The organism is Paenibacillus sp. J22TS3, from assembly GCF_018403205.1.
Classification (GTDB): Bacteria; Bacillota; Bacilli; order Paenibacillales; family Paenibacillaceae; genus Fontibacillus; species Fontibacillus tuaregi.
Genome location: NZ_BOSF01000002.1, coordinates 674440 through 696358 on the forward strand (window position 1 = coordinate 674440; position 21919 = coordinate 696358).

The window sequence follows — 21919 nt, forward strand, 5'->3', positions numbered from 1 at the left end:
TTTATGGAACGAAGGTAAAATGAAGGGGACTTCATTCCATAGGTTTAAGGAGATGAGAACATGAGGGCCTTAATCGTGATTGATTTCACGAATGATTTTGTGGACGGGAGCCTGCCTGTTGGGGAACCAGCGGTGGTAATTGAGCCCGTTATTACCCGGTTGACAGAGCAGTATGTGAGCCAGGGGGACTTCGTTGTTATGGCGGTGGATCTTCATGAGAACAACGACATTCACCACCCTGAAGCGAGACTGTTTCCGCCGCATAACCTCCGGGGGACGAAGGGCCGTGATTTGTTCGGTTCTTTAAAGGATGTATATGAGAAGAACCAAGACCGGATTTATTGGATGGACAAAACAAGATACAGCGCCTTCTGCGGCACTGATTTGGAATTAAAGCTGCGAGAACGGGGGATTACGGACGTTCATTTGGTGGGGGTGTGCACGGATATTTGTGTATTACATACCGCGGTGGATGCCTACAATAAAGGCTTTAACATCACCGTGTTTGAGGACGCCGTAGCCAGCTTTAACCCGGCAGGGCATGTCTGGGCGCTAGAGCATTTTAAAGGCAGCTTAGGAGCCGAAGTACGCCGAAGTCAGGATTAACCACTCATGAACCGCAACAACTGCAATGGAAGCAGAGAGGAAGAGATCGATGCAAACAACCAGCTTGGCACTGCATACTGATAAGTATCAGATAAATATGATTTATGCCCATTGGCTAAATGGAACCCATCTTAGAAAAGCGGTGTTCGAGGCTTATTTCCGCAAGCTGCCGTTTGGCAACGGATATGCCGTATTTGCCGGACTTGAGCGAATTGTAAATTATATTACAAATCTTAAATTTACGGAACAGGACCTCCGTTATCTGGAGAAGCAGGAAGAGAACTATAAACCCGAATTCATCGAGCTGCTCCGCAATTTCAAATTTGGCGGAAATCTGTATTCCATGAAGGAAGGCGCGTTGGTGTTTCCAGATGAGCCTTTGATCCGGGTTGAGGGAACTATTATGGAGACCCAGCTCGTTGAGACCGCCATACTTAATTTCATGAATTATCAGACCTTGATTGCGACCAAGGCGTCCCGGATCAAGCAGGTGGCAGAGCAGGATAGTCTGCTCGAATTCGGCACACGCAGAGCTCAGGAAGCAGATGCGGCCGTATGGGGAGCCCGGGCGTCCTACATATCCGGATTCGATGCAACCTCGAACATGCTGGCGGGGGAGCTGTTCAATATTCCTACAAGGGGAACACATGCCCATTCCTGGGTACAGCTGTTTGATAACGAACAGGAAGCCTTCGAAATGTACGCCAAGGCTATGCCGGACCAGGTGACCCTGCTTGTGGATACGTTTGATACTCTAAGAAGTGGGGTGCCGCACGCGATACAGACGGGCAAGCATCTGGAATCGATCGGCAAAAAAATGGTCGGAATCCGGCTGGACAGCGGTGACCTTGCTTACTTGTCGATTCAAGCCCGCAAGATGCTGGATGAGGCTGGATTGGATTATGTGAAGATTGTGGCCTCCAATGACCTGGATGAGAACACGATCTTCAACCTTAAAGCACAGGGTGCCAAGATCGACATCTGGGGTGTCGGGACCCAGCTGATTACAGCAGCGGACCAGCCAGCCTTGGGCGGAGTGTACAAGCTGGTTGAGCGTGAGAAGGACGGCCGAATGGAGCCGACCATCAAGATCTCCGGGAACCCGGAGAAGGTGACTACGCCGGGCAAAAAAGAAGTGTACCGCATCATCAGCAGCAACAGCAACAAAGCCATTGCCGATTATATCAATCTGCCTCATGAGGACAATCCCCGGTCTGGTGGCAAGCTGAAGCTGATTAATCCGCTTCATCCTTATATCCAGAAGACGGTCAAGCACTTTTATGCGGTAAAAATGCTTGAGCCTATCTTCGTGGAAGGCAAGCTTGTGTATAGTCTGCCGGATCTGGATCAGATCAGACAATATCATAAAGAGCAGCTTCAGCTGTTCTGGCCGGAATATCTGCGCAAGCTCAATCCGGAGATCTACCGGGTCAGCCTGAGTCAGATGACATTGGATTTGAAGCAAAAGCTGCTTGAAGAGCATATGAGCCAGCTGGATACCGAGGAATAACATATATAAAATAAGATTAACCAGGCCAGTAGAATAACTTCTGCTGGTCTTTTCTTATATGTCCATGAAATATTTCTCGGGAAAGCGCAGGATTCCTGATTTACCGGGTTAAATCGGCAGGGAGGATGGAGCGTTCACTCGATATGCCGAATTTTATGGCGGTTTGTGTCATAATTTGATATAGAGATGGAGTGAATAATCATGATTAGGGGGTATAAGAAATGCAATCAGCTTTTCGCGCATTTGTGGTAGCCAGGGATGAATCAGGTTTTAGAGCGGGGGTTGAGCAGGTGGGGATCAACGCCCTGCCGGAGGGCGATATATTAGTCCGCGTTCAATACTCCAGTGTGAATTATAAAGATGGTCTGGCAAGCATACCCGATGGCAAAATCGTCCAGCGATATCCGTTCATTCCCGGAATCGACCTGGCCGGCGAGGTAATCGAGTCGGCAAACGGTGAATTTAGCCCCGGCGACCGGGTGCTCTGCACCGGCTACGGGCTTGGGGTCTCCCATGAAGGCGGTTATGCCGAATATGCAAGGCTCCCGGCAGCCTGGCTGGTCCGGCTGCCGGAAGGGCTTACCGCGAAGGAGGCGATGACCATCGGCACGGCGGGGTTCACCGCCGCGCTCTCAGTGGACCGCCTGCTGCGCGCTGGACTTGCGCCGGAGAATGGCCCGGTGCTGGTCACCGGGGCTACCGGCGGTGTGGGCAGCATGGCCGTCGACATTCTCTCGAAGCTGGGCTTCGAGGTGACGGCCAGCACGGGCAAAGCCCCGCAGGAGGCGCTGCTGCGGGGCCTTGGCGCGGCGGAGGTGATCAGCCGCGCGGATCTGGCTGCGAGCGCGGCGGCGGGCGCGCTCGGGCGCGAGAGATGGGCCGCCGTCGTAGACCCGGTCGGCGGGCCGGGCACCGGTGAGCTGCTCAAGGTGGTCCGATACGGCGGTGCCATCGCCGTATCAGGGATGACCGGCGGCGGGAAGTTCGAGTCGACGGTATTTCCTTTTATTCTGCGCGGGGTGCAGCTGCTTGGGATCGATTCTGTCATGTGCCCGGCCCAGCTGAGACAGAGCATATGGGACCGGCTTGCCGGGGAATGGAAGCCGGTTCGCGCATTGAAGCAGGCCGTTACGGAGGTAGAGCTTGAACAGCTGCCTCAGGCGCTGGAAGCTGTTCTTGCAGGAAGGTCTGTGGGCAGGCAGGTTGTCCGCATAAGCTAAAACGGCCGCCGGAAAAGACTTCCGCACAGGATAATTCCCTGTTCTCCGGTTCATCCTAATCTTGATCAGGATTATAACAGAATCCGGGTAAAGGGGGGGGAGCCGAGATGAGGAAGAAGGCAGCCTTCGTGCTGTTTTTAATATGCATATGCATGCTGGCTGTCAGCCTGGGCTGCAGCAGAAAGGTCAAAAATATTGCCCAAAGCGAGAATAACCGCTACAATATGGCGGATTACCAGAAGGGCAACCAGAGAGCAAAAAATGCGGGACATGGGCTGAATACCGCATTCCTGTCCAAGCTGAAGAGCGAGTTCGGCAGGGAAGGCATGCCGCTTACACACGAGACCTATGCTGAAGGAACAAACGGCCATATCAGCTACAGCTATTTTATTAACGGAGATCCGCGGCATTTTGTGATTGCCCATGCCTTCCCGTCCGAAGAGATGAGGGTACGCAAAATGGCGGAGATGTATAGCGGTCTGGAAGCGAGCGGAAATGCCCATCACAAAGCTTCCAATGCTTCGGTATTGTATGCCCGGTCTAATACAGCTCTTGTGTATGCTTCCCAAGCTGAGAAGACCGGTCCGTTCAGCAAGCGGATTGAGCGGATCTTCAGGTTGTTAATGGGTTCATCCTAAGTAAAGTACAGGTCTGGTCTATATAAAAGTTCAAAGCAAACCACCTCCTTACCCGGGGGTGGTTTGCTTTGTCATGCCTCAGTGATGCCTCCGGATGCCCTCTGCGATGCCCCGTGATGCCTTCGCCATCATGCAACACTACTCGCGTGCTGGGAGCTGTGCTCTTGAACAAGGTTCAGTTCTGTCCTATTTCTTATAAATCTCCCGCATGACATGTCTCAGCTCCGGGAGGATAATGCGCTGCATGGCCAGCTTAACCGCTCCTTTGGAACCCGGCATGGAGAAGACGGCGGTATTCCCGATTGTCCCGGCAATAGCCCGGCTTAAAATGGCGGCAGAGCCGATATCCTCTGTGAAGCTGAGATACCTGAATATTTCCCCGAAGCCTGGCAGTTCCTTGCTCAGGAGGCTGCGTACGGCCTCATATGTGGTGTCGCGCGGAGCAATTCCGGTCCCACCGGTAAGCAGCACCGCCTCTACCGAAGGGTCTACGGCCGCTTCACTAAGCAGCCGGCGGATGTCCTCATAATCATCCTGCACAATTTGGTAGCTGTGAATGATATATCCCTGCTCTTCCAGCAGAGTCTTCATTAGCGAACCGCTGGTGTCGGTATCCGGGGTTCGGGTATCAGAAACAGTAATGACTTTGCACCTCACCGTGTCTGGGGCTTGGCTCCGGTGTTCATCTACGGATCTTAGCATGATCGAGTCCCACTTTCTAAGAAAAGATGATTAATCCACCTCATTTTAGCACATTCCTTTTTGTGCCCTCAAAAAAAGGCGCTTTCTGTCGTAAGGGGATGCCCCGCTTGCATCCAAGTGCAGCATATAGTAAACTCCCTTTCAAGGAATTGGAATAGTAATGGGGGAACTACCAAATGCGTGAGCAAGAGCACAAGCTGCCTGTATATATTTTATCCGGATTTTTGGGGAGTGGGAAAACTACACTGCTTCAGCAGTTGTTAACCTTCTGGAAGGAGCAGGGGCTGCGTCCTGCTGTCATTATGAATGAGATTGGGGATGTGAATCTGGATGGGCTGCTTGTCCAGCAGGAGGTCCCCATGGCCGAGATGCTCAGCGGCTGTATCTGCTGTTCGATCCGTGCGGACCTGGCTGGTGAAATGGCCGAGTTGATCATGAAGGAGCGTCCGGATGTGATTGTAATTGAGGCAACCGGAGCTGCCAACCCGATGGAGATCCTGGATGGGGTGGCCGAGGTGGCCCTGTATCAGAAGCTGGAGATCAAACCGATGATCACGGTGGTGGACGCCCCGCACCTGCTTGAACTGGCAAGGTCACAGAAGGGTAAGACGTTCCGGTTAATGCAGGATCAGATCCGCTGTGGCTCTATCCTAGTGCTAAATAAGACAGACCGGGTTAGCAAGGAGGAAGCGGTAGAGCTTGAGCGCCAAATCCGGAGCTGGAACCCGTATGCGGAGATCCTTCCTGCGATTCATTGCCAGATCGATCTGGAGCAGGCGCTTCAAATGAAAGGGCAGATCAGTTCACACGAGAATGCTTTTAGTGGGAGTCAGGGGAAGCAGGAAGCTGGCTTCAAGGATATGGGTTCGAGCTTGAATCACGAGAGGGGCAATTGGGCGGAGCGCAATAATGGCCACACCTCGAACGCGGACAGCCATTCACACGGGGATGGCCGGTTATCGCACGGTCACAGCCATGCTTCGCATGACCATGTTACTGTGTACACCCATTATTTTAACGGTCCCATTCACAGTGAACAGTTTGAACAGCTGATACGGGACCTGCCAAGAGATATATACCGGGGCAAAGGGGTGTTAACCTTCTCGGACACGTCAAGCCGGTTCTTGTTCCAGTATGCTTACCGGGAATCGGATTACATGAAGATTAACCCGCAAGGAGATATCCCGGATGTCGCCGTATTTATTGGCGAGCATTTCGATAAGCAGGAGCTGGCGGATAAGCTGACTGCGTTGGAAGCCGGGGAGCATGCGGCTGGGAAACAGTGACAACAGCCTGATTTTCGTTTCAATTCACGCAGAGAACGGTAATTAAATATATACGAAACCGAGCATGTTCGAGAATATGAACTTTTCAGGAGGATGAATACCATGACTCATGATCTGCAATATCGGGAATATATCGAAGCCAGTCTTCAGTGCATGAATGCTTGTAATTATTGCTATGTCTCCAGCTTGAAGGAATATGAATTGGCCTCATTAAGAGATTGCATTCGCTTGGTTCGGGAGTGCGCGGATATATGTATGTTTACAGCCGATTCTTTGTCCCGGGGAACCATCTTTGCCAAGGAGATTATGGAACTCTGTGCAAAAGCCTGTGAGGCATGTGTTGCCGAGTGCTCCAAGCATGAGCATGACCACTGTCAGAAGTGTGCGGAAGCCTGCAGACGCATGATCGAACTCAGCTGCCTACATACCGTTTAATTGAACCTTATATGCAGCCGATAGCCTGGAACCCCCTGTAGGAAGCGGGGTTTCAGGCTATTGCTTTTATTTATGATTACTAAATACACTCAAGGGTTGTCATCCGATTTATTACGCCAATGCTCCATCATCTTCAGGGTCAGCAGTCGAGGCGAAATGGTTGATAAAACGCCTTGCACTTTTAGTTAAATAACGTTCTTTCATCCATACGATTCCAACATCGGAATGGAAATCAGCGTCAGTCAAGCGGATTGTTCTAATCTGCTCTATAGGAAATGCACTCATGACGGACTCAGGCAGGACAGTGGAACCGATGCCTGCGGCCACCAAGGCGATTATAATTGCAACGCTGGAGCATTCGCTGATAATCTGCGGCTCAAACCCGTGCCGGCGGCACTCCTCAAGCACCTGCTTATGCATCCGGATCGTATGATCCGTCTTCAAGGTGAGAAACGGCAGGCCCGCGAGTTCCCGCATCTTCATGCCTTCGGACTCATCCCGGGTAAATGCGGCGCTTGGAACTACAGCCACATAGGGGTCGGAAGGAAGGGGCATAATTTCAACAGGTTCGGGCAGCTTTGCCTCAAAGGGGAGGCGTGCAACGATAAGCTCAATGGCACCGCGGATTAACTGTTCACCCAGAAGAAAATGATCTCCTTCTATAATTTTAAAAGTAACCTGGGGGTATTGCTCGCGGAAGAGTTCGATCGGTTTAGGCAATAAGGAAATACAAGAGACGACGGAGCCGATGGATAGCGACCCGTGGATTCCTTCGTCAAGCTCTCTCACTTCCTTGAGCACCTCACTGTATTGGTTCAGCAGGGACTCGGCACGCTGCTGGAGCAGCACGCCGGACGGGGTCAAACGCAGATTCTTGCCGCTGCGGTCGAACAAGGTTACGCCAAGCTCTTGCTCCATAAGCTTGAGCTGCCTGCTGAGCGGGGGCTGTTCCATATTCAGGGATTTAGCCGCCTTTGTAATCTGGCCTTCCCTTGCAATGGCAAGAAAATAGCGCATTTGCCTCAAATCCATAAGCATTCCCCCCTAATATACTTAAAAGGTATGTAAACCCGACAAAATTAATCCTTTTCAATATGTATAAAGTAATGATACCATTTAACTAACTAAAGTGCAGCAGTTGAAGGAGCGTTAAGAATATGGCATATACAATCAAAATTGAAGAATCCCATAGCAAGAAACAGAAGCCTGCAGATCATGAGCTCGGTTTTGGCAAATATTATACGGATCATATGTTTATTATGGATTATGATGCGGGTCAAGGCTGGCACTCACCGCGCGTGGTTCCTTATCAGCCGATTACGCTGGACCCTGCCGCCAAAATCTTTCATTATGGGCAAAGTGTGTTTGAAGGCCTTAAGGCTTACCGTGCCGAAGACGGCCGGATTCTTTTGTTCCGCCCCGACCGGAATTTCAAACGGCTGAATCTGTCCAACGTCCGTCTGAGCATCCCACAGCTGGATGAGGAGCTGGCGCTTGAGGCGCTGCTCAAGCTGTTAAACGTGGACCGGGACTGGGTTCCGTCCTCAGAAGGGACTTCCCTGTATATCAGACCGTTCATCATTGCAACGGAAGCGGCGCTTGGTGTTGCTCCGTCCACCCAGTACAAATTTATGATTATCCTCTCGCCAGTCGGATCTTATTACGAAGAAGGCATTCATCCGGTGAAAATCCACGTGGAATCCAGTTATGTCCGTGCGGTTGCGGGTGGTGTGGGACATGCGAAGACCGCCGGCAATTACGCGGCTGGCCTGAGAGCCCAGGAGGAAGCGACGGACAAAGGGTATTCCCAGGTTCTATGGCTGGACGGGGTTCATAGGAAATATATTGAAGAGGTTGGCAGTATGAACGTCTTCTTTAAGATTAACGGCAAAGTCATCACGCCAGCATTGAATGGAAGTATCTTGGACGGCATTACCCGGAATTCAATACTTGAGTTGATCAAGCAGCAGCAGATTCCGGTGGAAGAACGCCAGATTTCTATGGAAGAGGTTTATGAGGCTTACCAAAATGGCACTTTGGAAGAAGCCTTCGGTACTGGAACTGCCGCTGTGATCTCACCGATCGGCGAGCTGCAGTGGCGGGATGAGAAGCTTGTCATCCATAACGGGCAGACCGGAGAGCTTGCGGCCAAGCTTTACGATTTGTTGACCTCCATCCAACTGGGACGTATCGAAGGTCCTGAAGGCTGGGTGGTTGAGCTTTCAAACTCATAATAGGTTGGTAACCCGTTTGCCATGATGGCGGACGGGTTTTTCTTTATTGATAAAATCATACGTTTTTGAAAAGGATAGGAACGGCTTCTCCTTCCTGTTATGATTATAGAAACTCTTGTAATTTGAAGGATGGTTCGGTAATGAAGGATGTTAATGGGATGGACAGCAGCCAGGCCAAAGAATTATTCTCCTATTTCGGCCTTGCCGTATATTATTCCCAGGCCTTGGAGCACCAGCTGGCCAACTTGATTATGCTGATGAAGGTGGCGGATGGCAAAGTCTTTACAGAGAAGGACCTCGAAGAGCTGTTTCAGCTTAAGCTGAGCAATTCACTTGGGCAGCTGGTGAGAGAGATTCAGCATAACTTTTCGTTCTCTACAGAAGAGACAGAGCAGCTTACAAGACTGTGGAAGCAGAGAAACTATATCGTGCATGATTACTTCAAGGAGCGGATTCATGACACATTCACGGCGTCTGGAAGAGCCGCTATGATTGAGGAGCTTAAGGCGTTCAAGGATGAGGCCCGTGCTCTGGAATGTAAGCTGCAGCAGTATTCGGCCCAGCTGTATGAACTCGTCAAGGTGGAAGATTAATGCAACCTTTTGAATGGAAAAGCCGTTAGGAGGGTGGAGGTGTTCATAATGAAAAATAAAACTAAAACCTTGGCGGCACTGATCCTCAGCTGTTCGCTGCTCACCGTCTCCTCGGCTTCCGCATTCTCGGATGTTCAGGGACAGGACTCTGAGGTGATCAAGTCTCTGCAAAGCCAAAATATTATTCAGGGCATTACAAAGGATAAATTTGCCCCACAAGGGAAGCTGACTACGGTTCAAGGCATTCATTTGATAGTAAAGGCGCTTCAGCTTAAACCGAAGCAGGATTCGGAACCGAAGAAAGGGGCTCCTTGGTACAGTGAATCGGTTCAAATCGCCAAGGATAACGACATTCCGGTGGATTTGGCCTCGAATCCTTCAGCTGAGCTTACTAAGGAGCAATTTGCACATATTTTGTATAAAGGTATTCGGGCTACAGGTAATTATCCGCTGATTAAGATGTACATTAAGGTGGCGGATGAGTCGGAGGGGAATCCGGAGTATCAAGGAAGCATTCAGAACCTGCTGCTGTCGAAGATCACAACGCTTGATAGCAAGTTGAATTTCCACCCTAAGCAGAAGATTACAAGAATTGAGGCTGCTGTTATGACGTATAAAGCGATTCAATTTGTGAACAGTCATAAGGAGAACCAGACTGGCGAACAGCAGGAGGTCACTTTTACCTCTGAGAAGGTTAATGATGGTGTGAACAAGATTGTTCTATCCCGCGGGATGCAGCCGAATCCAGGATACGGAATCCATATCAATAAAATTGAATTCAAGGATGAAGCTAACGCGGTCGTATACTATGAACTGACCTCTCCTAAACCGGGCATGATGTATCCGCAGGTGGTTACGGAATCAAAGGCGGAGACGTATATCTCCAGTCAGTACAAAGTTGAAATTGAGCCTTCCAAATAAGATAAGCCGCTCCTGTCATACAGGAGCGGCTTATCTTATTTGCATCAGCACATTAATATTGTATGAGTGCTTCTTACCTATTTAGACTCCGCGCGGGACTGTATTGAGGGCCACCGGTTCCGGCTGAGCTGGCTCGGTAGCCTTCTCTGCGGCTGCGCCAAGCTGAAGCTGGTACATCTGATGATACTTGCCGCCCATGGCCAGCAGCTCTTCGTGGGTGCCGCGCTCGACAATCTCACCGCGGTGCAGCACGAGAATTTGATCGGCACTGCGGATCGTGGACAGCCGGTGGGCGATAATGAACGTCGTCCGGCCTTTCTTCAGCACCTCGAGTGCGGATTGAATGAGGGCCTCGGTCTCTGTATCGATGTTGGCGGTAGCTTCATCCAGGATCAGAATGGCCGGATCAAAGGCCAACGCTCTGGCGAAGGAGATCAGCTGACGCTCCCCTGCCGAGAGGGTGCTGCCTTTCTCAATTACAGGCTCATCGATACCTCCCGGAAGATGGGAGAGAATGCGCTCGGCTCCAACATCGCGAAGTGCTTTTTGCACGGTCTCTCTGGAGATCCTTGCATCTCCAAGACTCACATTGGAGGCAATAGTGCCTGTGAACAGGTATGGATCCTGGAGCACGATGCCCATATGCTGGCGAATCCACTGCTTAGGCAGCTCGGTGACGGGCTTGCCGTCAATCGTAATCATACCCTTTTGAGGGTCATAGAACCGGAACAGCAGGTTGATGATCGAGCTTTTACCCGAACCGGTATGACCGACAAGGGCTACCGTCTGACCTTGCTTGGCGGTGAAATTGATGTTCTTCAGCACATAGTCTTTTTTATAAGCGAAGGAGACATCCTTGAACTCCACATTGCCCTTGTAGCGGGGCATGGAACCGTCCGTTACATTTTCCCCTGACTCGTTCATGAGGGTAAAGACGCGTCCTGCGGACACCATGGAGGAATCCAGCGCAGCCAGTTGGTTAACCATGCCTGTAATCGGCTGGAACAGACGGCCCAGAATGTCCACAAAGGCATAGAGGACGCCGAGAGATACCACGCTTGATGCGCCGAGTGCGGAAGAGCCGAAGTACCACAGGATAATCGCGAACGAACCACTGCGCAGCACATTCACAAGATTATGGGAGGTGAAGGAGTTCAGATTGAGCATTTTGTTCTGATATTTCATATAATCGTTGTTCAGGGCTTCGAATTCGGCCTTGGTCTGTTTCTGCCTGCGGAACACCCGAATGATGGACATCCCTTGGATGGATTCATTAATGATTGCATTAATCTCACTAAGTCTGGAGCGGATGATGGTATTGTATTTGGTGGCAATTTTACGATACAGCACGATCCAGCCGATAAGAATCGGCACAACGAACAGACAGACGAGTCCAAGCCGGGCATCGAGCAGGAACAGGGCGACGTATACCCCAACGATGTTAATAATGCCGGTAAAGAAGTTGGACAATACAGCGATAAACAGATCCTTTACCGCCTCGGTATCATTGGTTACTCTGGACACGACCTTGCCCGCAGGCAGGTTGTCAAAGAAATGAACCGGCAGTCGCTGGATGTGGGCATATACGTCCAGTCTCAGCTTCTGAATGACCCGGTTGGCGGAGGACTGCAGCCAGTAGGTCTTCCCGAATTCCATCACAATGGTTACAGCCAGGAAAGCCAAATACCAGCCGAGAAGCTGAAGGACACCCGGAAATTCCGGCTTGTAAAATGCAAAAATCTCCGACCGGCTTAAGGGTACGGCCGTATAGGTATCGGTCTGTGATCCGTGGACGATGGAAAGCTTGCCGTTCTCATAACTCCGTTCGCCGTCCTTGGTGCTGACTTGGCCTGTCACGGCAACATACTGGCTGCCCACCTGAAGAATTTGAATCGCCTGCCCGGAGGTTTCCCCAGGGGCAAATCGGTCTTCCCGTTTGTACAGCTGGTGGTTGAACGAGACGGTATACGCATCTGCTTTATTCGTCTGCAGGTAAGATTTCTCAATGGCAAGCACATGATCATCGATCATGGTCCTGGCGATGAACGGACCGGCCAGGTCGGCCGCAACTCCGATCGCCAGCATAATCAAAGCCAGAATAAATGTTTTCTTGGCGGTCAAAGCATATTTAAAGAGTGATTTTCCCGTGCTAGTGTGCAATTAAGACACCTCCTTAGTCTGTAAGATTGGATTCCACCTGCTGCCTGTCGTACTGTTCACGGTACCAACCGTTTTGTGCGAGCAGCTCTTCGTGGGTTCCTTGTTCAGTAATTTGTCCTTTCTCCAGGACAATAATATGATCCGCATGCTCGATGGCCGAGAGGCGGTGGGTTGAGATTAAAGTAGTTTTACCGGAACGCTGGCTCCGGATATTCTCAATGATCCGTGCCTCGGTCCGCGCGTCGACTGCGGATAACGCGTCGTCCAGGATCAGAATCTCCGGATCTGCGATAAACGCTCTGGAGAGGGAGACGCGCTGCTTCTGTCCGCCGGACAAGGCAACGCCCTTCTCTCCGACAAGTGTATCCAGTCCGTCCGACAGCGTCTGCAGATCCTGATCGAATGCAGCGGTGCGGATCGCTTCGATGATTCGTTCGTCCGAAGCTTCATTAAGACCGAACTGGATGTTCTGGCGTACGGTCTTGGAGAACAGAATCTGCTCCTGAGGCACGTAACCGATCCAGGAGTGCAGCTGATCTGCAGCGATGTTCTGCAGCGGCTCCCCGGAAATCAGAATCTCACCGGTACCCAGGGGATACTCGTGAAGCAGCTGCTTAAGCAGTGTGGATTTGCCACTGCCGGTCCGCCCTACTACGCCCAGCGTCTCACCAGGGCGAAGCGTCAAGTTAATATGCTTCAGGTTATCCGTGGATGATGTAGGGTAGCGGAAGGTTACATCCTTGAACTCAATTCCTTCAGGCTGCTGGACCTCTGCAGGCTGGGGTTGATCTTCCACATCCGGTTTGGTGAACAGAATTTCGTTCACGCGGTCCAGGGAAGCCCCGCCGCGCTGCATGATATTGATCAGTTCGCCAATGGCGAACATCGGCCAGATCATCATCCCGAGATACATATTGAACGAGACGAGCTCGCCGAGTGTGAGCTCATTGTGGAATACAAGATAAATTCCGTAAGCGAGCCCGATCGCATAACTGATTCCGACACACAGCCGGATGGTAGGCTCGAAATAAGCATCAACCCGGGCGACAGCCAGGTTCTTCTTGTATACATCATCCGTGACCTCTTCAAACCGTTTCTCATCATTGCGTTCCTGTACATAGGCACGGATGACACGGATTCCGGCAACTGATTCCAGCACCTGGTCATTCATATCCCCGAAAGCGTCCTGGGCAACTGTATAACGCTGGTGGATGACTTTACCATAGATACTCATGGCAAGGGCAATGAACGGCAGTGGAATGATGGCTGCTAAAGTCAGCTTCAGATTGATCACTGTACTCATCGCGATGAAGATCACGGCCAGAAAGACGGTGGAATCGGCAAGCGTAAGTATCCCGAAGCCCGCAGTCTGAGCCACGGACCGAAGATCATTTGTAGCGCGGGCCATCAAGTCCCCGGTACGATTACGCTCGAAGAAAGGAGGCGTCATCCGAAGCAGATGGTCCATGAATCTTGAGCGGAGCAGCCGTTCGACCAGGTTAGATCCGCCAAACAATTCGCGCATCCATATGTACGTGATCAGATAAATAAATAGAAGCATGCCAATAATCATTAGAATGTACTGAGTTAATGAGGACCAGGTAATCGATCCGTTAACAATTTCATCGATGGCGTTCCCCAGAAGGCGAGGTGGGGCAAGCTCGGCAATCCCGGCAATAATCAACAGCACGAGCCCGATGGTATACCGCTTTTTTTCCTTTCTGAAAAACCAGCCCAGGTTTTTGAGAACTGAGAACATAGGGTTCCCTCCTTTGGTTCATTTGTAAATTTTGTTGGTTTGAACACTGCAAAACGACGGAAATTACACAAAAAAGGCATATCGTCCGTAAACGATATGCCTTCTTAATTTAAGGTCACATAGCATGCGTACGCCACTTGACAACAAGTAACCGCCGCAGAACAATTAAGATGCCCGTGAGATGAGCAGGACTCAAGTTCAGCTAAAGCCATTCCGGTCCATTGCAGGGTTACTTCCGGTATTCTGTTTTGAGTTGCCCGCATGCACAAATGCGCTCATATCTGCAATTCTAAACACCGTAATCACCCTTTCTTTTTTGGAAATTTGTTCAAATTGCTTCGTATGCAGACGATTTTATCAGAAAATTTGCAAAACTGTCAAACTTATTTTGTGTGTTTTTTAAAAAAGGACGTTTGGCATTCTTATCCCGATGGTCTAGAATAGATGGGGAAGGCCCATGTAGGAACAGTTAGGAATAGTTCCATTACAGAGTGAAAACGAAGGAGATGAACTGATGATCCACGTGACCGAATCAGCAGCAAAGTGGTACAAAAAAGAGTTGGAGCTTCAGGAGGGGCAGGCGGTCCGTTTCTTCGCCCGCTATAGTGCCGGCGGCCATATTCATCCCGGATTTTCCCTAGGTATTGGAGTGGAGAACCCGGATACGCCGGGATGTGAGATTGAAGCGGAAGGCATCAAGTTCTATATGGAAGAACAGGACTTATGGTATTTGGAAGGGTACGATCTGAAGGTTACTTACGATGAAGCTTTGGACGATATCGCCTATGAATATGTAAAAGTCAAGGACAAAACAGCCTGATTATATTCTCGAAGCAGCCTTAACAGGCCCGCAAGCTGCGGGCCTGTTATCATGTCTGGCGGCTGTCACCCCACCGGTTCCTCCAACGCAAAGTGAAAGTCCTGGATATCATAAACCTGAACCGGGATTTCTGCCTCGATGATGCGGCTGATCATTTCCGGCTGGTCTGTTAGAACCGGAATTCCTTCCCTTTGGGCGGTCAGAACAATGACGGTTTCAATCGGGTCAAGGAATTCGCCGTATTGCTCGTTATCCAGTGCATGTACGATCGTTAAGGTAACCGATGGTCCGAGCAGAACGGAAGGGCTTTTGGACCAGGGAATGCTGAGGGCCCGTTCCAGCTTTTTGCGGTTAAGCGGTTCTTCCAGATAGGCTGTCAATTCAGCAATCTTGTTCTTCACATACTGGTCATCGCTCGGGTCCCCCATTAAGGGCTCCGGACTGCTTTGGAATTCGTATAACTCCATAATGGTAGGGTAGGGCACAATATATTCGACTGCGGCGGACGGAGCGGTCAGCTCCCCGTAAATCGCCAGCATGACGGCTTCAATTACAAATCGACGTGACATGAACATCCTCGCATTCTTCAATTTATCGACTAGAGTATAACATAACCCCGCTTCAAAAACAGCCGTGCCTGCATTCCACGGGAAGGGCAGCCATGAGGACAAGTGGTTTATATAAAATGAACTATAGAATTTACCGACTCAGCGGAGAGGACGAGTGATTCTGAGAAGCAAAGCGTCCGCCTTTGTCACCGAAATGCCCCTACTTGGATATCTAGTTCAAGGATTTCGAAGACAACAGGGGTCGTAAGAACACTCGGCATCGCAGCGCCCGACAAGGGCAGCCTTCATAAGTTCATTTTATATAGATGCGGGAGTCTTTTGAATTCATCATAATTTAATGAACCCGATAAGGGAATGGGCCTCTATATAATTGGGTAAGGGCTGGGAGGGGATTTCGATTTGCACGGGATTAAAATAATTCAACTGAGGGAAGTGCGCACCTTTTGAGTCATTGGAAATCATATTTTAGATTTGTGAAGCCTTATACGAAATGGATTATTGTAACACTATTGATTGGAATTCTGAAGTTCGGGATTCCCTCGCTGCTGCCGCTTGTGCTTAAGTATGTGGTCGACGATGTGGTGCTTAATCATGGCTTAAGCACCGGGCAGCAGGTTCAGCATCTGCTGATTGTGCTGGGGATTACCCTGTTTTTGTTCGTGATCGTCCGCGGGCCGGTTGAGTATATGCGCCAATATTTTGCCCAGTACATCACGGCCCGGATTCTGTATGACCTTAGAAATAAGCTGTACGAGCATCTCCAGCGTCTGTCTCTGCGGTACTATCAGAATACGAAGGTTGGGGAGATCATCTCCAGGTTCATCAACGATGCCGAGCAGACGAAGAATATTGTGGAAGTTGGGATGATGAACGTATGGCTGGACTTGTTTACGCTCATTTTTGTACTCGGATTTATGTTTTACCTGGATCCGGTGCTTACGCTTGTATCCATCGCAATTATGCCCTTATACGCAATATCGGTGAAAGTGCTGTACAAGCGCCTTAAGAAGCTCACCAAGGACCGGTCTGCGGCGCTGGCCGGGATTCAGGCTTATCTGCACGAGAGGATTCAGGGAATCTCTGTGATCCGAAGCTTTGCGCTGGAGAATTATGACCGCAAGCAGTTTGGGGGTACGAACGGCGCTTTCCTGCAAAAAGGGCTTGCTCAAAGCCGCTGGAATGCCTGGACCTTCGCCATCATTAACACGCTTACCGATATTGCTCCGCTGCTTGTTATTGGTTATGGGGGATATCAGGTGATCCAAGGACATTTGACCTTAGGTACTTTCGTTGCGTTCTTCGGTTATTTGGACCGGCTGTATGCCCCGCTCAAGCGTCTGATCAATTCATCTACTGTACTCACTCAGGCATCCGCCTCGTGGGAGAGGGTGGATGAGCTGCTTAGCGAGCCTTATGATATGGTTGACGAACCTGGCTCGGGTATGCTGAAGGCAGATTCCTGCAATGTAGCCTTTAAGCAGGTCTGGTTCAAATACCATGAAGATGGCGGGTGGGTGCTGAAGGATATTTCGCTGAACGTTAATCCGGGTGAGACGATTGCGTTTGTTGGCATGTCCGGGGGAGGCAAGTCATCCCTGGTGGGGTTGATCCCCAGGTTTTATGACATCCAAGAGGGCTCCGTACAGGTAAACGGAAGGGATGTTCGTGAGTATACAATGCAGAGTCTCCGCAGCCACGTCGGCATGGTGCTGCAGGACAATTTCTTGTTCAGCGGTTCTGTAAAGGATAATATCCTGCTCGGGAATCCCGGAGCTGGTGAGGAGGAAGTGATAGCTGCAGCCAAAGCGGCCAATGCCCATGAATTTATCCTTAAGCTTCCTCAGGGGTACGATACCGAGGTTGGGGAGCGTGGAGTCAAGCTGTCGGGCGGACAGAAGCAGCGGATCGCCATAGCCCGTGTATTCTTGAAAGATCCGCCGATTCTTATACTGGATGAGGCGACTTCTGCGCTGGATCTGGAATCTGAGCATTTAATCCAGCAGTCCCTTCGGGATTTGTCCACCAACCGGACTACACTGGTAGTGGCGCACCGTCTATCCACCATTACACATGCTGACCGGATTTATGTACTGAAGGATGGCGAGGTAGTGGAGTCGGGGACACACGAAGCGCTAATGGCTGAGAATGGCGTTTACGCCGGTCTTTACAGCATTCAGAATCTCCAGGCTTAAGAAGCCGGATACAACAACTGAAATGGATTACAAATAGCCTTCTCTGGCCGCACTGCGGAAGAGAAGGCTATTTCACTTTTTATAATTAATCGCAATTAGGATCTATATAAAATGAACTTATGAAGGTTACGAATCACCTGTCCTCTCCGCTGAGATCGGTAAATTCTAAAGTTCACCTTATATATCGATATATCGCAATTTAAGCTTACCCTCTGCCAATCAGCAGGGATAACAGTCCCGCCGCGATCAGCGGGCCAACCGGCACGCCCTTGAAGAAGGCAACACCGAGGACGGTGCCAATCAGCAGACCGGCCACAACCGTAGGCTGTGTGGTCATAAGAGAGGCGCCGCGCCCGCCCAGATAAGCGACAAGAACACCGACCCCGATCGCGCACAGTGACTTCCAATGGAAGAAGGAAGCCCACAGCATCTGGGGAGACAGCTTGCCGCTGGCTACAGGGGACATCACTCCTATGGTGAGGACAATGATGCCAATAGTCAGCCCGTACTTATCCAGCCAGGGGAACACTTGGTTAGCCTTGGTAACCCTGAGCAGCAGCAGGACAATCATCGCGATGGTGATCGGGGCATTTCCGCTGAAGATGCCCAGGGCTGCCATAAGAAGCAGCAGAAGTGCTGTGATATCAATCGGGGCCATCGTGTTAATCCTCCGTATTGCGAATGGATGTGATATGGCTTGCGATGAGCTTGCCGTGACCGCGTCCGGTTTCGATAAACACTTCATTGGCGTTGCGGCCTGAAGCTACCACACCGGCGATATACAAGCCGCGGATGTTGCTCTCCATCGTCTCGGGATTAAAGACAGGCTTATCCATATCCTCGGACATTTCAACTCCTGCCGAAGCAAGCAGCTTGCGGTCCGGCCGGAATCCGGTGAGGGCCAGGACGAAATCGTTAGCCAGCTCTGTGGTTGTCCCGTCCTGCAAGGATTCAATGATGACCCGGTCAGGAAGGATGGATGTGACCCGCGAGGAGGTGCGCATTTGAATGCGGCCTTTCTCAATCATGGCTTCGAAGATAGGCCTTACCCATGGCTTGATATGGCTTGAAATGCCCTCACCTCTATATACGATCGTGACCTCCGCACCTACACGGATGAGTTCCATAGCGGCGTCCACCGCTGAATTACTGCCTCCAATGATGGCTACCTTCATTCCGGTATACGGGTGGGCTTCCCGGAAATAGTGGGTCACTTTATCCGTTTCTTCACCCGGAATTCCAAGAATATTAGGATGATCGAAATAACCTGAGGATAGAATCACATGCTCTGCCGCATATTCCAAATCCTCGCCTGAGCGGGTTCTTGTGCGCACGATGAAGGTCCCGTCCTGCTGACGGTCGATCGACACGGCTTCTTCATAACAATTAATACGTAAATTGTAATGAGAGGCGACTCTCCGGTAATAGGCTAACGCTTCATGGCGATATGGCTTATCTGCCGGCGTCACAAAAGGAATGTCGCCAATTTCAAGCAGCTCTGACGTACTGAAGAACTGCATATGGGTAGGGTACAAGTAAATGGAATGTACCACATTGTATTTCTCAATTACGCGTACAGATAAGCCTTGACGTTGACATTCAATTGCGGCCGAGAGCCCACAAGGTCCGGCTCCGATAATAATTACATCTTCCAATGGAAGTCCTCCTTCTTGGGTAAGTCAAGTTCTAAACGTTCATAATGAAACACTCTAATCCTACAGCAATTGAAAATGAATTTCCAGCGTTGACAGCAGTAGGTTGTTTAGATTAATATCTAATTAGATGTACATCGAATTAGATGAAATTCCACAAAAGGAGAGACAGACCCATGCAGCTTGATAAACTCGTAGCCTACCATAAAGCGCTCGGAGATCCGACCCGGCTGCGGCTGCTGATGCTGTTGTCTGAGGGAGAAGCCAGTGGTCAAGAGCTTGCGCGAAGATTGAATTTATCCCAGCCAACGATCACGCATCATGCTGCCAAGCTCCGGCAGGCCTCGCTGCTGAACGAGAGACGGGATAAGAATACGGTTTACTTTTCGATTAATGCTTATTTTATGGATAGCTTTGCTGAGGCCACGCGTCAGTTTATTTATAATAGAAAGGAGAAGGTGGAAGGGATGGAAGAGAAGAACGAAGCCCTGAAAGATACCGTGCTGCGCAATTTTATCGATAAGAACGGGCGTCTGAAGCAAATACCAGCACAGCTCAAGAAGAAGCTGATTGTCCTTGAGCATATGGTATCCAAGCTTGAACCAGGACGCAAGTACACGGAGAAGGAAATCAATGAATATATTAAACCGTACCATGATGACTATGCCACATTAAGACGGGAGTTGATCATGCATCAGTTCATGTACCGGGAGAAGGAACAGTATGAACTGAATCCGAAAGAAATGTGGGCGTCCTGGGAGTCCTTAAAGTAGTCATTTCAGTGAACTATATAAAACGAACTTATGAAGGTTACCTTTTAGGGGCGCTGCGATGCCGAGTGTTCTTACGACCACTGTTGTCTCCGAAATGCTTGAACTAGATATCAAAGTGGGGGCATTTCGGAGACAAAGGCGGCCGCTCCGCTTCTTCAGAATCACTCGGGATCGAAGCTGAGACCGGTGAATTCTAAAGTTCATCTTATATAATTGTAAATAAATGGGTGATTTCGCACAATTGTGAGAACAATGGTTACAAGTTAGTCATATACCATATCCAAAACAGGCATTTCGGGATACAATAATAATGTAAGCGCTTCCTGAACAGACTTTTAATACAGGGAGGTATCCATGATGCTATTTTGGAGAAAGAAACGAAAATCATCCGATCGTGCCGTCATTCATGCGTCACTGGAAGACATAAGAAGAGCTGTATTGAAGTATGAAGACGAAATGCCCGCTCCAATTAACCGTATTTCCCTGCTTCAGAGTGATGGAACGTTGGACGTATCCAGATTAAGCAGGTATCTGGGCGGAGTGCCGGATCAGAAGTTCTATCTTTCCAGGGAGACCTATGAGATCTTCCCAGAGGAAGAACGTCATATCCCGTATTACCTGGATATGGTGCAGAACGCCGTGGATGATTATTTGAACGAAACGGGCAAAATGCCGGTGGTCGAAGGCTCTCCAGAGCTGGAGGTTGATTTCAAGGTTCTGATGCAGGAGCACTATCTCAAGGAAATGCCAACCATTCCTTTGTATGTGACTGAGCAAGAATTGATGCTGACCCATCGGCTGGAAAGAGCCGGGGTACAAGGGAATCAGCAGGATTCCTCGGTAACGATCCTCGAACTGTAGACTTCGGACTGCAGGATAAAAGAAGGCGCACATGAGCAGTTAACCCTGCTTATGTGCGCCTTGTTTATGTCCTTAATTTTGTTATTTATTATTCATCGGGAGCCATTTAAGGACATCTCTGATCCGGGCATCCCAGTAATCCCAGTTATGTTCGCCAGGTCCCTCTTCATAAATATAATCCATCCCCGACGTGCTTAAGGCATTACGAAATGCCACATTCTCTTCATAAAGAAAATCTTCGGTCCCACAGGCCTGATAAAGCTTTGGCTTGACTGAAGCCGTTGACGAGGTCCGCTCCAGCAGGTGGAACAGATCATCTCCAGTTCCGGTAATATCCTTATCCCCGAACAACTGGGTATATAGCTCAGGTGTACGCTGCTTGGCCGTTCTGACATCAAGGGCACCGGATAAGCTAGCCGCTGCCGCATACCGTTCCGGATGGCTGAGGGCCAGCTTGAACGCGCCATATCCGCCCATGGACAGGCCTGCCACAAAATTATCCTCTCTTGCTGCCGATATAGGGAAGAAAGATTGAGCGATTCTAGGCACCTCTTCACTGATAAAGGTCCAGAAGCGTCCACCGCTGACCATACCCCCATTTGTCATATTCGTATAAAAGCTGTGAAACACCTGAGGCATGACCACAGCGATGCCAAGACCTGCCACATAACGCTCGATTGCTGTCTGCCGAACCCAGGCTGAGTCATCATCAGATAGCCCATGAAGCAGATAGAGGACCCGATATGGGCCGGATTGCTGCGGTGAATCTGCCGGACCCGGTTCCGGCAGGATTACGGACATTGAGGTGTTTAGCCCGAGGACCTCGGAGAAGAAGCGGCATTGAATATAAGCCATGTATAATCAGCTCCTGTCTATAGTGTATGTACAGTTCCATTATAAATCCTTAGAGTGAAATCTACTATTGTGTTTCTATTCACGTTTATATATGTTTATTCAATACATTATTTAGAGAGAGGGTGAAACCGGA

General features: G+C 50.0%; 21 protein-coding genes. 13 read left to right on the plus strand and 8 right to left on the minus strand.

Annotation, left to right across the window (positions count from 1 at the left end; genetic code table 11):
- Positions 1-60: 60 nt before the first annotated feature.
- From KJS63_RS09035 to KJS63_RS09050, 4 genes are all read left to right on the plus strand, one after another.
- The gene (locus KJS63_RS09035; protein ID WP_213618793.1) at positions 61-606 is read left to right on the plus strand and encodes a cysteine hydrolase family protein; all 546 of its coding nucleotides are present in this window, start codon (positions 61-63) and stop codon (positions 604-606) included.
- Between the two features lie 49 nt (positions 607-655).
- A complete protein-coding gene (locus KJS63_RS09040; protein ID WP_213618794.1) occupies positions 656-2116 on the plus strand; it encodes a nicotinate phosphoribosyltransferase in 1461 nt (486 codons plus the stop codon).
- Between the two features lie 221 nt (positions 2117-2337).
- Positions 2338-3336 (plus strand): acrylyl-CoA reductase family protein, encoded by a 999-nt coding sequence (locus tag KJS63_RS09045; RefSeq protein WP_213618795.1) that lies wholly within the window; start codon positions 2338-2340, stop codon positions 3334-3336.
- Between the two features lie 107 nt (positions 3337-3443).
- A complete protein-coding gene (locus KJS63_RS09050) occupies positions 3444-3974 on the plus strand; it encodes a hypothetical protein (RefSeq protein ID WP_213618796.1) in 531 nt (176 codons plus the stop codon).
- A 186-nt stretch (positions 3975-4160) separates the two neighbouring features.
- On the opposite strand, the gene KJS63_RS09055 is transcribed toward KJS63_RS09050, so the two are convergent.
- Complete coding sequence (locus tag KJS63_RS09055; RefSeq protein WP_374706266.1) at positions 4161-4676, minus strand: MogA/MoaB family molybdenum cofactor biosynthesis protein; 516 nt, start codon at positions 4674-4676, stop codon at positions 4161-4163.
- Between the two features lie 176 nt (positions 4677-4852).
- Here KJS63_RS09055 and KJS63_RS09060 point away from each other — a divergent pair, with 176 nt between their 5' ends.
- Positions 4853-5962 (plus strand): CobW family GTP-binding protein, encoded by a 1110-nt coding sequence (locus KJS63_RS09060; RefSeq protein WP_213618797.1) that lies wholly within the window; start codon positions 4853-4855, stop codon positions 5960-5962.
- A 102-nt stretch (positions 5963-6064) separates the two neighbouring features.
- Positions 6065-6397 carry a four-helix bundle copper-binding protein gene (locus KJS63_RS09065; protein ID WP_068619160.1) on the plus strand — a complete coding sequence of 111 codons (333 nt, stop codon included), beginning with the start codon at positions 6065-6067 and terminating at the stop codon, positions 6395-6397.
- Between the two features lie 111 nt (positions 6398-6508).
- Here KJS63_RS09065 and KJS63_RS09070 read toward each other — a convergent pair whose 3' ends face one another.
- Positions 6509-7429, minus strand: coding sequence for a LysR family transcriptional regulator (locus tag KJS63_RS09070; RefSeq protein ID WP_213618798.1), 921 nt, complete (start codon positions 7427-7429; stop codon positions 6509-6511).
- 125 nt (positions 7430-7554) lie between these two features.
- Between KJS63_RS09070 and KJS63_RS09075 the strand changes: the two genes are divergently transcribed.
- The 3 genes from KJS63_RS09075 to KJS63_RS09085 all read left to right on the plus strand — a co-directional run bounded on the left by KJS63_RS09075 (position 7555) and on the right by KJS63_RS09085 (position 10145).
- On the plus strand, positions 7555-8631 hold the full coding sequence (locus KJS63_RS09075) for a branched-chain amino acid aminotransferase (RefSeq protein WP_213618799.1): 1077 nt from the start codon (positions 7555-7557) through the stop codon (positions 8629-8631).
- A 140-nt stretch (positions 8632-8771) separates the two neighbouring features.
- On the plus strand, positions 8772-9224 hold the full coding sequence (locus KJS63_RS09080; RefSeq protein ID WP_068619148.1) for a hypothetical protein: 453 nt from the start codon (positions 8772-8774) through the stop codon (positions 9222-9224).
- 48 nt (positions 9225-9272) lie between these two features.
- Complete coding sequence (locus KJS63_RS09085; protein WP_213618800.1) at positions 9273-10145, plus strand: protease complex subunit PrcB family protein; 873 nt, start codon at positions 9273-9275, stop codon at positions 10143-10145.
- A gap of 81 nt (positions 10146-10226) precedes the next feature.
- On the opposite strand, the gene KJS63_RS09090 is transcribed toward KJS63_RS09085, so the two are convergent.
- Both KJS63_RS09090 and KJS63_RS09095 read right to left on the minus strand, forming a co-directional pair.
- On the minus strand, positions 10227-12305 hold the full coding sequence (locus KJS63_RS09090) for an ABC transporter ATP-binding protein (RefSeq protein WP_244862541.1): 2079 nt from the start codon (positions 12303-12305) through the stop codon (positions 10227-10229).
- 13 nt (positions 12306-12318) lie between these two features.
- Complete coding sequence (locus tag KJS63_RS09095) at positions 12319-14064, minus strand: ABC transporter ATP-binding protein (protein WP_213618801.1); 1746 nt, start codon at positions 14062-14064, stop codon at positions 12319-12321.
- 514 nt (positions 14065-14578) lie between these two features.
- Here KJS63_RS09095 and KJS63_RS09100 point away from each other — a divergent pair.
- Positions 14579-14884 (plus strand): HesB/YadR/YfhF family protein, encoded by a 306-nt coding sequence (locus KJS63_RS09100; RefSeq protein WP_374706267.1) that lies wholly within the window; start codon positions 14579-14581, stop codon positions 14882-14884.
- 65 nt (positions 14885-14949) lie between these two features.
- Here KJS63_RS09100 and KJS63_RS09105 read toward each other — a convergent pair whose 3' ends face one another.
- Positions 14950-15453 carry an ADP-heptose synthase gene (locus KJS63_RS09105; protein ID WP_213618802.1) on the minus strand — a complete coding sequence of 168 codons (504 nt, stop codon included), beginning with the start codon at positions 15451-15453 and terminating at the stop codon, positions 14950-14952.
- 443 nt (positions 15454-15896) lie between these two features.
- Between KJS63_RS09105 and KJS63_RS09110 the strand changes: the two genes are divergently transcribed.
- Positions 15897-17645: an ABC transporter ATP-binding protein gene (locus tag KJS63_RS09110; RefSeq protein ID WP_213618803.1), complete on the plus strand. Its 1749-nt coding sequence runs from the start codon at positions 15897-15899 to the stop codon at positions 17643-17645.
- A gap of 205 nt (positions 17646-17850) precedes the next feature.
- On the opposite strand, the gene KJS63_RS09115 is transcribed toward KJS63_RS09110, so the two are convergent.
- Both KJS63_RS09115 and KJS63_RS09120 read right to left on the minus strand, forming a co-directional pair.
- A complete protein-coding gene (locus tag KJS63_RS09115; RefSeq protein WP_374706268.1) occupies positions 17851-18303 on the minus strand; it encodes a DUF441 domain-containing protein in 453 nt (150 codons plus the stop codon).
- 4 nt (positions 18304-18307) lie between these two features.
- Positions 18308-19300 (minus strand): YpdA family putative bacillithiol disulfide reductase, encoded by a 993-nt coding sequence (locus KJS63_RS09120; protein WP_213618804.1) that lies wholly within the window; start codon positions 19298-19300, stop codon positions 18308-18310.
- Between the two features lie 173 nt (positions 19301-19473).
- Between KJS63_RS09120 and KJS63_RS09125 the strand changes: the two genes are divergently transcribed.
- Both KJS63_RS09125 and KJS63_RS09130 read left to right on the plus strand, forming a co-directional pair.
- Complete coding sequence (locus KJS63_RS09125; RefSeq protein ID WP_213618805.1) at positions 19474-20070, plus strand: DUF2087 domain-containing protein; 597 nt, start codon at positions 19474-19476, stop codon at positions 20068-20070.
- Between the two features lie 354 nt (positions 20071-20424).
- A complete protein-coding gene (locus KJS63_RS09130) occupies positions 20425-20931 on the plus strand; it encodes a DUF3939 domain-containing protein (RefSeq protein WP_306432892.1) in 507 nt (168 codons plus the stop codon).
- 81 nt (positions 20932-21012) lie between these two features.
- Here KJS63_RS09130 and KJS63_RS09135 read toward each other — a convergent pair whose 3' ends face one another.
- The gene (locus KJS63_RS09135) at positions 21013-21786 is read right to left on the minus strand and encodes an alpha/beta hydrolase (RefSeq protein ID WP_213618806.1); all 774 of its coding nucleotides are present in this window, start codon (positions 21784-21786) and stop codon (positions 21013-21015) included.
- Positions 21787-21919 lie beyond the last annotated feature (133 nt).

Excerpts from the sequence above, each read along its gene's own strand:
- KJS63_RS09130 (WP_306432892.1), top strand. The coding sequence starts at position 20,425 with ATGATGCTATTTTGGAGAAAGAAACGAAAATCATCCGATCGTGCCGTC.
- KJS63_RS09035 (WP_213618793.1), top strand. The coding sequence starts at position 61 with ATGAGGGCCTTAATCGTGATTGATTTCACGAATGATTTTGTGGACGGG.
- KJS63_RS09135 (WP_213618806.1), bottom strand. The coding sequence starts at position 21,786 with ATGGCTTATATTCAATGCCGCTTCTTCTCCGAGGTCCTCGGGCTAAAC.
- KJS63_RS09100 (WP_374706267.1), top strand. The coding sequence starts at position 14,579 with ATGATCCACGTGACCGAATCAGCAGCAAAGTGGTACAAAAAAGAGTTG.
- KJS63_RS09055 (WP_374706266.1), bottom strand. The coding sequence starts at position 4,676 with ATGCTAAGATCCGTAGATGAACACCGGAGCCAAGCCCCAGACACGGTG.
- KJS63_RS09050 (WP_213618796.1), top strand. The coding sequence starts at position 3,444 with ATGAGGAAGAAGGCAGCCTTCGTGCTGTTTTTAATATGCATATGCATG.
- KJS63_RS09070 (WP_213618798.1), bottom strand. The coding sequence starts at position 7,429 with ATGGATTTGAGGCAAATGCGCTATTTTCTTGCCATTGCAAGGGAAGGC.
- KJS63_RS09125 (WP_213618805.1), top strand. The coding sequence starts at position 19,474 with ATGCAGCTTGATAAACTCGTAGCCTACCATAAAGCGCTCGGAGATCCG.
- KJS63_RS09080 (WP_068619148.1), top strand. The coding sequence starts at position 8,772 with ATGAAGGATGTTAATGGGATGGACAGCAGCCAGGCCAAAGAATTATTC.
- KJS63_RS09115 (WP_374706268.1), bottom strand. The coding sequence starts at position 18,303 with ATGGCCCCGATTGATATCACAGCACTTCTGCTGCTTCTTATGGCAGCC.
- KJS63_RS09075 (WP_213618799.1), top strand. The coding sequence starts at position 7,555 with ATGGCATATACAATCAAAATTGAAGAATCCCATAGCAAGAAACAGAAG.
- KJS63_RS09040 (WP_213618794.1), top strand. The coding sequence starts at position 656 with ATGCAAACAACCAGCTTGGCACTGCATACTGATAAGTATCAGATAAAT.
- KJS63_RS09045 (WP_213618795.1), top strand. The coding sequence starts at position 2,338 with ATGCAATCAGCTTTTCGCGCATTTGTGGTAGCCAGGGATGAATCAGGT.
- KJS63_RS09065 (WP_068619160.1), top strand. The coding sequence starts at position 6,065 with ATGACTCATGATCTGCAATATCGGGAATATATCGAAGCCAGTCTTCAG.
- KJS63_RS09095 (WP_213618801.1), bottom strand. The coding sequence starts at position 14,064 with ATGTTCTCAGTTCTCAAAAACCTGGGCTGGTTTTTCAGAAAGGAAAAA.
- KJS63_RS09105 (WP_213618802.1), bottom strand. The coding sequence starts at position 15,453 with ATGTCACGTCGATTTGTAATTGAAGCCGTCATGCTGGCGATTTACGGG.
- KJS63_RS09060 (WP_213618797.1), top strand. The coding sequence starts at position 4,853 with ATGCGTGAGCAAGAGCACAAGCTGCCTGTATATATTTTATCCGGATTT.
- KJS63_RS09085 (WP_213618800.1), top strand. The coding sequence starts at position 9,273 with ATGAAAAATAAAACTAAAACCTTGGCGGCACTGATCCTCAGCTGTTCG.